Source organism: Streptomyces marinisediminis (genome assembly GCF_026262575.1).
Taxonomy (GTDB): Bacteria; Actinomycetota; Actinomycetes; order Streptomycetales; family Streptomycetaceae; genus Streptomyces; species Streptomyces marinisediminis.
Genome location: NZ_JAPKFL010000041.1, coordinates 15,785 through 28,536, shown reverse-complemented (window position 1 = coordinate 28,536; position 12,752 = coordinate 15,785). Strand labels below are relative to the sequence as shown.

General features: G+C 70.7%; 15 protein-coding genes. 11 read left to right on the top strand and 4 right to left on the bottom strand.

The window, feature by feature from the left end:
- The coding region (locus tag OSB71_RS22970) for an ATP-binding protein (protein WP_265950719.1) at nt 1-322 on the bottom strand (322 nt) is incomplete at its 3' end.
- A 435-nt stretch (nt 323-757) separates the two neighbouring features.
- On the opposite strand from OSB71_RS22970, the gene OSB71_RS22965 reads away from it, so the two are divergent.
- A complete protein-coding gene (locus OSB71_RS22965) occupies nt 758-1,381 on the top strand; it encodes a nucleotidyltransferase domain-containing protein (RefSeq protein WP_265950718.1) in 624 nt (207 codons plus the stop codon).
- Here the strand turns inward: OSB71_RS22965 and OSB71_RS22960 are convergent.
- The 3 genes from OSB71_RS22960 to OSB71_RS22950 are packed head-to-tail and all read right to left on the bottom strand — an operon-like array spanning nt 1,368 to nt 4,476.
- Entirely contained in the window at nt 1,368-1,826 is a 459-nt protein-coding gene (locus OSB71_RS22960) for a PPC domain-containing DNA-binding protein (protein ID WP_265950717.1), read from the bottom strand. The two genes, OSB71_RS22965 and OSB71_RS22960, sit on opposite strands and share 14 nt — an antisense overlap.
- Before the next feature lie 27 nt (nt 1,827-1,853).
- Nucleotides 1,854-2,855 carry an asparaginase gene (locus OSB71_RS22955; RefSeq protein WP_265950716.1) on the bottom strand — a complete coding sequence of 334 codons (1,002 nt, stop codon included), beginning with the start codon at nt 2,853-2,855 and terminating at the stop codon, nt 1,854-1,856.
- A gap of 58 nt (nt 2,856-2,913) precedes the next feature.
- Nucleotides 2,914-4,476, bottom strand: coding sequence for a helix-turn-helix domain-containing protein (locus tag OSB71_RS22950; protein ID WP_265950715.1), 1,563 nt, complete (start codon nt 4,474-4,476; stop codon nt 2,914-2,916).
- Nucleotides 4,477-4,632: 156 nt separating this feature from the next.
- Here OSB71_RS22950 and OSB71_RS22945 point away from each other — a divergent pair, with 156 nt between their 5' ends.
- The 10 genes from OSB71_RS22945 (at nt 4,633) to OSB71_RS22900 (ending at nt 12,708) form a co-directional block, all read left to right on the top strand.
- Nucleotides 4,633-5,394: a hypothetical protein gene (locus tag OSB71_RS22945; protein WP_265950714.1), complete on the top strand. Its 762-nt coding sequence runs from the start codon at nt 4,633-4,635 to the stop codon at nt 5,392-5,394.
- Nucleotides 5,391-6,077, top strand: a complete 687-nt coding sequence (locus tag OSB71_RS22940; RefSeq protein WP_265950713.1) for a dTMP kinase — start codon at nt 5,391-5,393, stop codon at nt 6,075-6,077. The genes OSB71_RS22945 and OSB71_RS22940 overlap by 4 nt, the downstream gene beginning before the upstream one ends.
- Nucleotides 6,070-6,939, top strand: coding sequence for an isocitrate lyase/phosphoenolpyruvate mutase family protein (locus OSB71_RS22935; protein WP_265950712.1), 870 nt, complete (start codon nt 6,070-6,072; stop codon nt 6,937-6,939). Before OSB71_RS22940 ends, OSB71_RS22935 begins: the two co-directional genes overlap by 8 nt.
- Nucleotides 6,930-7,400, top strand: a complete 471-nt coding sequence (locus OSB71_RS22930; protein ID WP_265950711.1) for an NUDIX domain-containing protein — start codon at nt 6,930-6,932, stop codon at nt 7,398-7,400. The genes OSB71_RS22935 and OSB71_RS22930 overlap by 10 nt, the downstream gene beginning before the upstream one ends.
- A gap of 5 nt (nt 7,401-7,405) precedes the next feature.
- Nucleotides 7,406-8,071 (top strand): TylF/MycF/NovP-related O-methyltransferase, encoded by a 666-nt coding sequence (locus OSB71_RS22925; RefSeq protein ID WP_265950710.1) that lies wholly within the window; start codon nt 7,406-7,408, stop codon nt 8,069-8,071.
- A complete protein-coding gene (locus tag OSB71_RS22920; RefSeq protein WP_265950709.1) occupies nt 8,068-8,991 on the top strand; it encodes an NAD(P)-dependent oxidoreductase in 924 nt (307 codons plus the stop codon). The genes OSB71_RS22925 and OSB71_RS22920 overlap by 4 nt, the downstream gene beginning before the upstream one ends.
- Complete coding sequence (locus OSB71_RS22915) at nt 8,988-9,854, top strand: nucleotidyltransferase domain-containing protein (RefSeq protein ID WP_265950708.1); 867 nt, start codon at nt 8,988-8,990, stop codon at nt 9,852-9,854. The genes OSB71_RS22920 and OSB71_RS22915 overlap by 4 nt, the downstream gene beginning before the upstream one ends.
- A gap of 30 nt (nt 9,855-9,884) precedes the next feature.
- On the top strand, nt 9,885-11,744 hold the full coding sequence (locus tag OSB71_RS22910; protein WP_265950707.1) for a radical SAM protein: 1,860 nt from the start codon (nt 9,885-9,887) through the stop codon (nt 11,742-11,744).
- Nucleotides 11,741-12,460, top strand: a complete 720-nt coding sequence (locus tag OSB71_RS22905) for a 2OG-Fe(II) oxygenase (protein WP_265950706.1) — start codon at nt 11,741-11,743, stop codon at nt 12,458-12,460. Before OSB71_RS22910 ends, OSB71_RS22905 begins: the two co-directional genes overlap by 4 nt.
- A gap of 86 nt (nt 12,461-12,546) precedes the next feature.
- On the top strand, nt 12,547-12,708 hold the full coding sequence (locus tag OSB71_RS22900; protein WP_159054018.1) for a hypothetical protein: 162 nt from the start codon (nt 12,547-12,549) through the stop codon (nt 12,706-12,708).
- Nucleotides 12,709-12,752 lie beyond the last annotated feature (44 nt).

Genomic DNA, 12,752 nt, shown 5'->3' with positions numbered 1-12,752 from the left:
AGCCCACCCAAGCAGCCTTGGTTCCGCAGTCCGTGACCTGGAATCCCCACTGTCCCCGAGTCAGCTCGTGCACGATGTGCAGGCCCCGTCCGCGCTCAGTGAGTAGCCCGCTCACTGCCCCCGACGCGGTGGCTTCCGGCAAGGGCACGGCAGCCAGGTAGAGGTCCGTAGGAAGCAGAGGATTCCCGTCGTGGATCTCGCAGATGTATCTCCCGGCAGCAGAGCGAAGGTGTACCTCGTACGGGCCGCACGCGTGCTCGTGCGCGTTTGCCACGAGCTCCGAGACTGCCAGGACTCCGTCACTGATGACGTCGTCGGACATGCCCCGATCTTCGAGAACACGGCGCAGAACCGAGCGGACTTCGCCCGTCGGGTTGATGGTGTGGTCGGTCCAGCGGTACACGAGGGCGGCGGACGGCGCACTGATCATCGGGCGGCGGACCTCCTGTGAGTGACGTCGGTTGCCTCCTCCCAGGGCTCCGGAGTGGTCAGGCACTGCGTACGCCCCCGAAAGGCGTACGAAACATCAGAAACCACCATGGCATTGAGTGTGTCCGGCCCCTGGGAGAGTCGTAGCTCAAGCCCCCGGCCACGAGGCCGGTCGCGAGTCACTCGCTCAAGGGTGGCTGCCGGTGGCCTTGATGCTCATGGGCGTTTATGAGCACAGGGTGCGAGCGGACCACAGGCGCTCCAGGGAGACCGCCGACCCACCGTCGGCCTTCGCCTCCGCCCGTCTGGTCACTGAGAGTATGAGCGAGTGAGTGCTGACGTGCTGGGACGCTGGGTGCCGGATCGTCCCGAGAATGTGGCCGCGGTCTTCGCCGAGGCGGACTTCCCGTGGTGGATCGCCGGTGGCTACGCGATCGAACTCGCGGTCGGCCGCGAGCTGCGCGCACACGGTGATCTCGACGTTCTCGTCCTTCGGCGCGACCAAGTCCGAGTACGTGAACTGCTGGTCGACTGGGACCTGCACGTGGCAGATCCGCCCGGCCAGGGGGAGCTTCGACCGTGGCGACCGGGAGAGGTCCTTCAGCCGCCGCTCCACGACATCTGGTGCCGCCGCACGCCCAAGGCGCCCTGGTCCGTGCAGCTCATGCTGGACGAGGCCGAAGGCACTCAGTGGGTCTCGCGGCGCACCCCGGAGATCCGACTCCCGATCGACCGACTCGGGCGGACGAACGAGACGGGCATCCCGTATCTCGCGCCCGAGGTGCAGCTCTTCTACAAGGCGAAGGCGACCCGAGACAAGGACGAGACCGACTTCGAAGCGGTACTGCCGCTGCTCGACACTCCGGCACGCGCCTGGCTGGCGAACGCGATCAAGGTGATCGCGCCCGGCCACCCCTGGCTCCGTCGGCTCCTGCCGGTCAGCCGAACGTGAGCAGCGGAACGTCGTAGAGGTCGGGGTTCCGGGGCCGGGTCATCGTGGGCGACGTGACCTCCACGATCAGCAGCTCGCTGAGGAACTGCACCTTGGCGCTGAGGAGGTGGCTCGTCCTGCCGTCGGCCGACTGGGTCTTCAGGCCGGCGGAGACGTGGATGTGCGGGAGTATCCCGCCGGTGGCGGGGTCATGGGCGAGGGTGCCGGCGCCGAACGCCTCGACGTTGGTGACGTACGTCTTCGCCCAGACCGGTGCGTCCGGGTCCGCGAGCTTCTCGCAGGCGCCCACGATCTCGGCCTCCGCGAAGGCTCCGATGAAGGAGGGGATGTAGCCCTGCCGTACGCCGTTGTCTCGGCAGAAGGCGGACAGCGCCTCGAAGAAGTCCTCCCCGTGGTCGAAGGTGACGCCGAAGGTACGGCCGACGGTCAGCTCGTGAGCACGCATGCGCGGGTGTCTCCTGATGAGGTGGGATCAGCGGGCGGAGGCGGTGGTGAAGGTCTCGCGGACCGTCGCCCCGTCGGCGCCCTGGGCGAGCAGGGCTTGCAGCAGGAGCCGCGCCTGGTACGGGCCGAGGTCTCCGGCGCCGATGAGTCCTCGTCCGAGGAGGTCCTTCTCGGAGCCGGGGAAGCCGTACGTGTCCGACAGAACGGGGCCGTTGCCGATGCGGGAGGCGAGGACCACAGGGATGCGGGACGCGAGCTTGGTGAGCCCTTCGACGAGACGCTCCGGGACGTGGCCCACGCCGAAGGCCGCGACCACGAGCCCGTCGCAGTTGCCGTCCCACACGTCGAGCAGGGCGCCGTCGTCGCCGAGGGTGACGGTGTACAGCCCGACCCGCGCCTCACGGTCGGGGGCGCCGACCAGCGGTCCGCGGCGCGGCAGCCCGCCCATCATCCAGACCCGGTTCTCCGCGATCCGCGCGATCGGGCCGCACGCCGGTGAGGTGAAGGCGGCGGGGCTGGTGGTGTGGGACTTACGGACGGTCCGGGCCGAGTGGATCTCGTCGCCGAGTACGACGAGACAGCCGGCGCCGCTGAGTCCGGGGTCCGCGGCGGCCAGGACGGCGGAGTGGAGGTTGGCCGGGCCGTCGGCGCCGGGCAGGGTGGGGTTGCGCATGGCGCCGGTGACGACGAGAGGCTGCTCGTGGCCGTGGTAGAGGTCGAGGAGGAAGGCGGTCTCCTCGATGGTGTCGGTGCCCTGGGTGATGACGACGCCGTCGACCTCTCCGGTCCGCAACTCCGCCGCGATCGCGGCCGACAGTGCGGTGAGGTCCTCGAAGGTCAGGGAGGCGCCGGGCAGACGACGGAAGTCCCGCACTTTGAGGCCGATGCCGCTCGTGGCCAGCGCGGGTACCGCGGCGAGGAGTTCGTGGGCCGAAAGCGCCGGTACGACGCCTCCGGTGGTGGGGTCGGTGGTCATGGCGATCGTGCCGCCGAGGGAGAAGACCGCCACGTTCCTGACCGACTCCGTCATTCCCCTGCTCCCCTGTCCGGACGCCGCCGAGCGCGACCTCACGAGTGGTTCACGCAGGCTATCGGGTCGGCGCCGTCCTGGTACGCGGAATGATCACCATCTGCTCGGCCACGAACCGGCAGGCGACCTCCAGCCCTTCGAGACCGAGCAACCGGCTGCGCGGCCGGGCGAGCCGCTCCGTGCCGACGGCCGACAACTGTGCGCACCGGCGACCGAGCCAGGAGGCGTCGAGGCCGAGGTACTCAGCCGTTGCCGCAAGGCGCTGTCCGGCTTGCTCAGCCGCTGTGGTCGAGTGCTGGCTGACGTGGCCCGTCACATCGGCGAACGTCCGCAGGGCCCCCGGCCGCGCGGTGACCGCGAGGTGGGACGCCCCCTCGGTCCTTACCCATGTGGCGATGACGGCGCGGCGCCCGTGGGAGAGCGCGAAGCCGTCGGTGTGGGCGAAGCCTCCGTCGTCCGTCACCCAGGTGCGGATGCCGAAGGACTCCATGAGCGCGATAGCGAGGAAGAGCAGAACGCGCTCGTACGCCAGCGAGGAGGCGACCGCAGCCTCGGGGACGCAGAACCCCCGGCCGCTGGTACCGCCCGGACGCCTGGGCGCCATTCGTTCCAGGTACTGGTACTTGTGCCGGAAGAACAGCCAGGTGGCGGCCTCCTCACCGCGCTGTTCCCTGGTCCAGAAGACGGGTGCGTCGCCAAGGTCGTCCCGGTGGCCCAGGATGTACCGGGCTGCGGTCTCCGAGCCGATCAGCATCCGGGAGGCTTCGGTCAGGCCGAGGTCGGAGGCGAGCGGCGAGCCTGGGGAAGCGGTGAGCGAAGCCAGCGACTTGTGCAGGGGCTGGTCGTCGCCGAGCAGTGCCGCCTCGAATCCCGACACGGCCCACAGGATGCCGTAAGTCAGGTCGTCCAGTTCGTACGCGGCGGGGATGTCGACCGGGTCGGAGGCGGTGGCACGTACGCCGCTCGGTCGGGCGTCGGTGACGAACTGCCGGACCGCCCCGTCCACCGTGCGGTTCGCGACGACGAGCGCGCGCATCGGCATGGTGCGCCAGGCATCCAGCTCCGGGCGGGAGTCGAGTCTCAGGCTGTCCCCGAGGAAGGAGGCCGCGGGAAGGGTCAGCACGGGGAGCGCCGTCGTAGAGACGGACCGGCCGGCGGGTAACAGAAGCTGGCCCGGCCCTTCGGGCAGCGCAGTGTACCCACGGGCTCCGGTGTCCGCCGCCCCCCGTCGGCCCGTGGAGTTCGTGATGTGCGGATCGACCGTGGGCAGGAGCCCGAGCAGCTCCTCCGGAACTCCCAGCGCATCGGTCCACTGGACGAACTGTCGTCGGTCGCGGATCCGTTTTAGCCCGCGTTCCAGTCTGCTGACCTCGGCTTGGTCGATGCTGACCATCCGCGCCACGCCGGCCTGGGAGAGGCCCGTGTGCTTCCTGAACAGCTTCACGACGGTGCCGAGTTCCCATGCGGCCACGGCACGCCGGACCGTCGGATCACGCCAGAAGGCCGGGTCGGCCCGTCGGGCGGCCGGCCCGTCCTGGCACGAGGCGCATCGTGTACCGGCGTTGAAGCGACTGAGAAGGGCACCGCAGCGCGTACACCGCCGCTGTCCGCTGTCGACCATGGTCGGCATTCTGCCCCGCTCTGCGACCACCCGGACACGGTGCGCTCGTGGGGCTCATAAACGCTCATAAGCGTGGGCCTTCGTGGCGGCCATCGTGGTAGAGCACCACCGACCGGAGCCGCGTGCCGCGACTCCCCGGACGTGAGGATCCGACCTGTGACCTCCTTGACCCTGCCGCCCCGGCCACCCGGTTCGCCGCCGCTGGCCCATGCCTGGCAGACGCTGGCGGACGGGCTGCTGACCCAGCGGCTCCATCTCCATCTCGACGAATGGCGGGCTGCCGTCGCCGAGGAGCAGGCGCTGCCCGACGTGCCGGGCGCCGATGTCTCCGTGCTGGCCCAGCGCCCGGCTCCGCTGCCGGCAGGCCACGAGTCCGCGACGGCGCTGCTGGAGGACGCCGAGCTCGGCTTCTGGTGGGAGCTGCCCCAGCGGCACGGAGCGGAGTCGCGGAACCGGCGCGGGGCACTTCGCCGCGCCGCCGACACCGCTGCTCAGAAACTCCTCGCGGAGCAGCCCGGGGCGGCCTGGTCCGATGCCGTGACCGCCGTCAGCTCCGCCGCCGCGTGGTGGGTAGGTTTCTTCGCGGTCATCCGCCACCGCGGGGTGCACCACAACACGCTGGAGCCGCACCCAGGCCCGCTCCATGAGCAGGCCCTGGGCACCGCAGTAAGCGTCGTGGCCCACGGCATGGCCACGCGGGTGCTGGAGGCGGCGCTGCGTAACTCCGACGACGCCCCGGCCCTCCGCGCCGCGTACTGCCGGGCCGTCGAGGCCGGCATCTGCGCCGAGCCCGGGCTGCCCCGACTGGTCGACGAGTTGGCGGAGCTGCGCCTCGTGGACCTGGTGTCCACCACGGCCCGCTGGCGGGGTCGCTTCACCAAGTACAACGGCGGCACGGGGGCGGGGCAGGTCGAATGAACCACCGCTATCCGTTCATCGTCATCGAGGGGCTCGACGGCACTGGCAAGACGACGTTGCGCAAGGGCCTGTTCCGGCTCTGGGAGGGCCTCTACGACGTCACCCCGCTGTGCGTGCTCACCACCAACTTCCTCGCCGCCGACCAGGCCGCCGCCATCGTCACCGGCAAGTACCAGCCGAACGCCGGGAACCGCGACGCCTACCTATCCGCGATCGCGGCGGACAAGCGGGCCACGCTGGATCGCCTCGTGCTCCCCCAGCGAGCGGCCCGGCCCGTGATCGCGGATCGCTGGCTCCTCAGCGAGCTGGCCTTCTTCGCCGTGAAGCACGGCATGAGGGCATCGGAGACGTACGAGGCGCTAGCCGCGCAGCTCACCGTGGCCCCGGACATCACGCTCGTCCTGGACCTGGAGACCGACGCCTCGATGAGCCGGGCGCAGGCCCGGCAGGGTGACGCCGTGCGGGCCGACTGGGACGTGCGCGACGTCCAGATCCGGGTTCGCGATACCTACGAGGCCGTGGTCACGAAGCCCGACGAGTTCCCGCTCCTGGGCGACGTGGTCCGCCTGGACGCCCGCCGGCCCCGGTCCGAGGTGCTGCTCGCCGCCTGGGACGTACTGCGCGAACGACAGCTGGTACCGCCCATCGCCGCCCACACGGAAGGAGGAGAGATCCATGGTTGACGGCACGAATGCGAGGCGTCTGCGCGAGGCCCTCGACGACAGCGATCGGAAGCACCCTCTCCTGGCGATCGGTGCGGTGAACGCGCTCGCCGCGCACGTCGCAGCGGAGGCGGGCTTCGACGCCCTGTGGGTGAGCGGTCTGGAGGTGTCCGCGGCCTCCGGGCTACCGGACGCCAACGTCCTGGGCCCCCGGGACCTGTCCGACGTGGTCGCCTCGCTCGGCCGTGTCACTGAACTGCCTGTCATCGTGGACATCGACAACGCGGGCGGCTCGGGGCGCACGGCGGAGCGGTTCGCGTACGACCTGATGCGCGCCGGAGCCGCGGCAGTGTGTGTCGAGGACAGCGCGTACCCGAAGTGCAACAGCTTCGCGGCCCACCGTGCCCAGACCCTCGCAGACCGGGATCTGCTGTGCGAGCAGGTGGGGCGCATACGGAAGGTCGCCGGTGATGACCTCGTGGCCGTGGCCCGCACCGAGGCCCTGATCGCCGGTGAGGACATGGCCACGGCGATCGCCCGCGCCGAGGCGTACGCCGAGGCCGGAGCGGATGCGGTACTCATCCACTCCAAGGACGCGACCGGTGATCAGGCGCGGGCCATCGGACGTGCGTGGAACCACGGCGTGCCGCTGGTCAGCGTGCCCACGGCGTTCCCCGACCTGAGCGCCGCCGAACTCGGCGAGGCCGGCTTCAGCCTCTGCATCTACGCGAACCAGCTGAGCCGTGCCGCGCTCGCGGGCATGCGCACCGCCGCCCGTCAGTTCCGGCGCGGAGGGAGTTTCCGCTCCACCGTCGCGGGATCCCTCGCGGAGGTCGGCGACCTGATGCGCGTCGGCGAACCGGAGGCACTGTCGTGCCTCTGACGCCCGAACTGCCTCGGATCAGTGTCTCCGTGAAGGCGGCGATCGTGCGCGACGGCGCCGTCCTGCTGCTGTCGTACGACGACGAGGCCGGGTTCCACTACAACCTCCCCGGCGGCAAGGCCCAGGTCGGCGAGGACCTGCGCCAGGCCGTGAACCGCAAGGTCGCACAGGAGACCGGCCTCCAGGTCGTGGCCCGGCGTCTGCTGTGCGTCGTCGAGTACGTGCCCGAGTCGTGGCAGGGCGAGTTCGGGGACGTGCAGAAGGTTCAGTTCAACTTCCTCGCCGAGCAGGTGGACGACGCCGAGCCGCGCATGCCGGAACCGCCGGACCCCATCCAGGTGGGCTTCGAGTGGGTTCCGCTGGAACGTCTTGGCGACGTCTACCTGCTGCCCCGGATCAACCGCCCGCTGTCGGCGGCATTGAACGGGGAGCTCGCCGACCCCTTCGTGGACAGGTGGTGACCTTCATGGATCCGAAGCTGAAGGATCTGCGGGAGTGGCTGCTGCGGAAGCACTCCGGGACGGTCTGTGCCGACCGGCTCCGCGTGATCGCCGACGAGCTCGCCGACCTGGCCGCTCGCGGTCTGCCGGGACCCGTGGTGGAAGTCGGCTGCTACAGGGGCGCAATGGCCCTCTGGATCCGTAGCGTGCTCGACTCGCTGGGCGACCGCGACCGCGAGATCCACGTCTACGACTCCTTCGAGGGCATGCCCGCGCCCGGCGCCGAGGACTCGGACCATCTTGCGGCGGGCGAGCTCCGGTCGTCCCCCGACGACGTGCGCGCCACGCATGCGGCCTGGGACAGGCCGGCGCCGATCATCCATCCGGGATGGTTCGACGAGACTCTTCCCAAGGAGCTGCCCGACGAGATCGCGTTCGCCTACCTGGACGGCGACTTCTACGACTCGACCCTCACGGGACTCACGCACTGCGTCACCCGCCTGGTGCCGACGGGTGTGCTGCTCGTCGACGACTACGCGGACACGGCGGTCAATCCGCGAGCCTGGAACGGGCTCCCGGGAGTGAAGCGCGCCTGCGACGTGTACTTCGGCGCGCCTTCGCCCGTGACCGTCGTCGTCGGCGAGGGTGATCTCGCCTTCGGCCGGTACGAGAAGCCGGAGTTCCTCGGATGAGCGCTGTCCTGGTGCTCCGCGGTGCGGCGGACACGAACGCGATCCGCTGCGCCCTGCCCGATGTCGCCGTACACGAGTTGCCGGACCTGGACTCGCCTCCGCCCACCGACACGGCCGTGCTCGTCCTGCGTTCCGGCGTCCGTCTCGGCGAGAGGGAGCTCGGCGCGCTCCCTCGCCTGCGGCACGTCGTACGGGCCGGCTCCGGCATCGACCACATCGACGTGAGCGCCCTCCGGCACCGTGGGATCACGCTGCACCGCAACGCCGAGGCCGGCGCGGGGGCCGTGGGCGAGTGGGTCCTCGCCGCTGCCCTCGCCCTGGCCCGGCGAATCCCCTTGGGGCAGCACGCGCTGCTGCTCGGCCAACACGAGAAGCAGGCGTGCATGGGGGCGTCACTCGGCACCCTGGCCGCAGGTGTCTGGGGCGCGGGCCCAGTGGGGCTGGCCGCTGGCTGGGCCCTCGCTCCCTATCTGGGCCGCACAGCCTTCGCCGCCTGGCCGTCGAACCCTCCCGGTCTGCGGGAGCTGTCGCAGACAGCGCTCATGGAGCAGTCGCAGGTGCACGTGATCGCTCTGCCGCTGCGCCCCACGACCGAACAGCTCATCGGCGAGGACTTCCTCGCACGCGTCGCTCCGCAGCGACCTCTGCTGATCTGCGTCGGCCGACTGGAGACCCTCGACGTCGCCGCCTGTCTGCGGGCGCTGGCGGACGGGAGGCTCTCGGGCCTCGCACTCGACCCGGTCGAGCGGGAGCACCTGCCGCTCCTCACCGGCTGCACGACGCCGCTCAACCTCCTGGCCTCGCCCCACATTGGCGCCCAGCGCTCCGACGTGCGCGGCGCGCTCGACCGATGGGCCATCGATCTCCTCAGGGAGATCACCGCCGACGACAAGATCTTGATCGAAGGAGGGCACCGGTGAACCCATCGGCACGACTGCGCCGGGAGATCGCCGACAGAGTCGCCCAGGCTCTGCTCGCGTCCGGCGAGGCCCGCGAGGTCTGGCTGGAGGGAGCCCTCGCCTGCGGCTTCGCCCACGCGGCGAGCGACATCGACCTGCGTGGCATCGTGGACGGCGCCCTTCCGGCGTGGGAGTCCCGCATCGTGGACGGCGTCCGTGTCGACCTCCAGGCGACGGCGCCGCAGCGTGCGGAAGAACTCCGTCACCTGCTCCGCTCCTTCGACGTCCGCCGCGACGACCTCGGCTCGTTCCGCCGGGTACGCGCTTCGATGCACAACCTCATGTGTCTGCGTACCGCTCTCTCCTACGGCTCCGGACGCTGGAATCCGGTGCTCACTCCCAGGGAGCGCCAGGGCTACCGATGGTGGGCGGTTGCCGACCAGGCCGAGGTGGCGGCGAGTCTCACCGAGGACCTGACCGGCCTCGTCGAGGACGGCCTGGCCGAATCGGTCGTCGTCGTATGCCGGAAGCTGGAGACCTGTCTCGCTGCGCTCGACTGCGCGGCGGCCGGCCATCCCGTCCTGGGCGACAAGTGGCTGCCGCTGCTCGCCGGCGCGCCGCCCCGCCCGTCGATCAACCCGGCTCGCGCGGAGACGTGGGAGTGGTTCCGTCCGGTTCAGCGACGCGTGGCCAGAGCGCTCCTGGGCTGCTGGCCCGTCGACGACCCGCTGCGGAAGCCTCCCAGTCTGGGCACCCCAGACGCCGGCTGGCTGCCCCAGCGGTACGCCGACGGGTGGTTCCTTCGCCGTGGCGACGTCCACATCCCCATCACCGGCGGACAGCTTCTCGGGTGGCTGTCCGCGGTCTCCACCGATGGCGCGTAGGCCGCGCCTTTCCCCCTCGGGAGGCTTCTGATGCCCGTCACCCCCACCGCCCCCACGGACCTGGAGAGCCTCTACGCCCCGTTGTCGAGCACCGGGCCGGACACGGCGGTCTCCGTCATCCTCAAGCTCCGGGGAGAGACCTGCGACATCGACTGCCTGTACTGCTTCGAGAAGCGCAAGGAGTCACCGGGCGGCGCCCGGATCAACGCGGCACAGGTCCACCGCCTCGGTTCGATCTTCTCCGGGCGCCCGCTCAGCATCGAACTCCACGGCGGGGAGCCCCTGACCGCCGGCCCGGAACGGATCGCGGAGATCCTGGACGCGCTCGCCGCACAACCGAACGTCATCCGCGTGAGCCTCCAGACCAACGGCCTCCAGCTCGACGACGCGTGGCTGGATCTGTTCGAGCGGCACTGCCCGGAGCTGGAGATCGGCATTTCCCTCGACGGGGATGCACTTGGGAACTCGTGGCGTGTCGGGTACGACGGCCGCCCTACGTACCCCCGAGTGGTCGAAGCCCTGGAACTCCTTGGCCGTCGGGAACGCCGTGTCGGCGTCATCTGCGCCGTCACCCCGTACGTCCTCGGCCGGGCCTCCGAGGTCATGGAGCGCCTCGCCTCCTTTCCCGCCGTGACGACGGTCAGCCTGGTGCCGTGTTTCGACGCGGCGATCACCCGGTCGACCAGGGTGGTCGGATCCCGTGCGCCGACCAGTCGGGCACTGCAGCGGCGGGCCATCGGCCCCACCGGCCCGGCCTGGGCCGTCACGCCTCGTCAGTACGCCGACTTCGTGCTGGAGGCCGCCCACCACTGGGTCGCCGACGGCCTGTTCCGTCGCGTCAAGCTGGAGCCCGTCGTCTCCGTCATCCGCCGTCAGAAGGGTCTGCAAACTCGTTCCTGCCACTTCTCCGACTTGAAGTGCGACCACGTCCTCACCCTTTATCCCGATGACCGCCTGGGAAGCTGTGACGAGCTGCCCTGGCCACAGGCCGGCCTCGCCGCACTCGGCGATGTACACGCCGAGGCGGACATAGCTGGCGCCCAGGGCAGCTCTTCCCTGCTTCAGCAGGCACGCTCCCTGGTCACGAAGTGCACGGCCTGCGACTACCGCGACACCTGCGGCGCGGGATGCCCGGCGGTCCGCCTCCGCTTCGCCGCCGTCGGCGACGAAGACGCGTACTGCGACCACCGCATGCGCCTGATCGACGGCGTCGCCGCCCTCCTCGCCCAGCCGAGTCTCCGGCCCGGCGTCTCCTGTTCCCGGCTTCGCTGGCGTCCCGTCCGCCCCAACGACATGCACCACGTCGCGGCGTTCCTGGCCCGGTGGGACGACCCGGCGGCGCCCCGCCCGCCCGCGCGCCTTCAGGTCAGCGCCCACGGCAACATCAACACGGTCGGCCTCCCCGGCGTGCACGAGGCAGACGATCTCGACCCGCAACACCCCCAGTGGTACGAGGGCATCGAGCCCGGCGTCCGCCCGGTCGTCGACGCGCTCACCGCGGGCTGGAACGCAGTCACCTATGACAGCTGCCAGGGCCACACCTACGCCGGCCTCCCCGAAACCGAGCCCCGCTTCCTCTCGGTCGGCATCCTGCCGCGCGACCGCGACGAGTACGCGCGTACGGCAGCGCGCCTGTGCCGGGCCGCTGGCCGAGCCGAGCCCTCTCTGCCCGGGACCTGTTCCCTGGTCCTCGGCCGCAGCGAGCTCACCTGCCGCACCACCGGCCGGGCGTACCCGACGCTCGACCTCCATCTCGTACCCGCTGCCGGCACCGCACCTGCCGAGTACTTCGAGGACCTCGCCCAGGCCGTGCACGTACTCACGGAGGCCCTGGCCCAAGCCGCCTCTGCTCCGCCGTCCACCCCCTGCGCCTGCGGAGGCGAGCAGTGATCCACATCGCCGAGACTCTGTCCATCCGTACCGTGGAGGGCTTCCTCAAGCCGGACGAGATCGAGCGGCTCAACCTCGTCATGGACGACACGCTCGGCTCCCTCGGACGCGACCGGTACGGCACGGCCCGTCGCACCACCATCCACGAGATCCCCGGTCACTCCCCCGCCGAGGCGCAGGACGTCTACGAGCCGGCCGGCCGGATCGAGGTAACCGAAATCCCGTACGAGGCGACCGCCCTCCTCGATCAGGCCCTGAAGCTGCACATGGCCGCCATCACGCGCACCCTGCCGTCGGTCACTGGCCACCGGCCGTGGATCTACCTGGAATACGGCTCCGGCCAATACATCACCCCGCATGCCGACGGCATCGCCCCCGATCCCCTCACCGGTCCCCGCCAGGTCGCCGCCGCGACGGTCACGCTCACAGACATCCACGACACCGGCGGCGCGTTCTACGTGGAGACCACGGGCAGCGACGCCGTCTGGACCGCCGACGAGGCACCGACCGGGTCGGGTTACGCCGAGGGGATGCGCTTCGCACACGACGGGACGGACATGTCCTCCCCCTGGTTCCGCACCATGCCCCGCACCCGATGGAGCGTCGCATCCGCTCCCGGCACGCTCGTGGTCTTCGGCAGCCAGCTCGTCCACGGCACCGAACCTGTCCGCGCCGGCCGCGTTCGCAAGTTCCTCACGCTCTTCGTCTCCGAGTAGGAGGCTTCGCCGCCATGACCGGCCCCCGCGGCCCGCCCCGCAACCATCCCTCCCCCACCCCACAGCCCCGACCAGAGGAGAGAGCAGTGGCAGAAGACAAGACGTTCGACGAGTTCCTGGAGGCAGTCGCGTCCCTGCGCGACAGCGACCCCGTGCGCACCACCGCGCACACCTCCAACGCGGCCACCGAGACCTGGCTGGCCACCACGGTGCAGCCCGACGCCGCTGAGCCCACCACCGAGTCCTGACCCGCCACGGGGCCGGGCCCGTCCCGGTCCGGCCCCGTTCCACC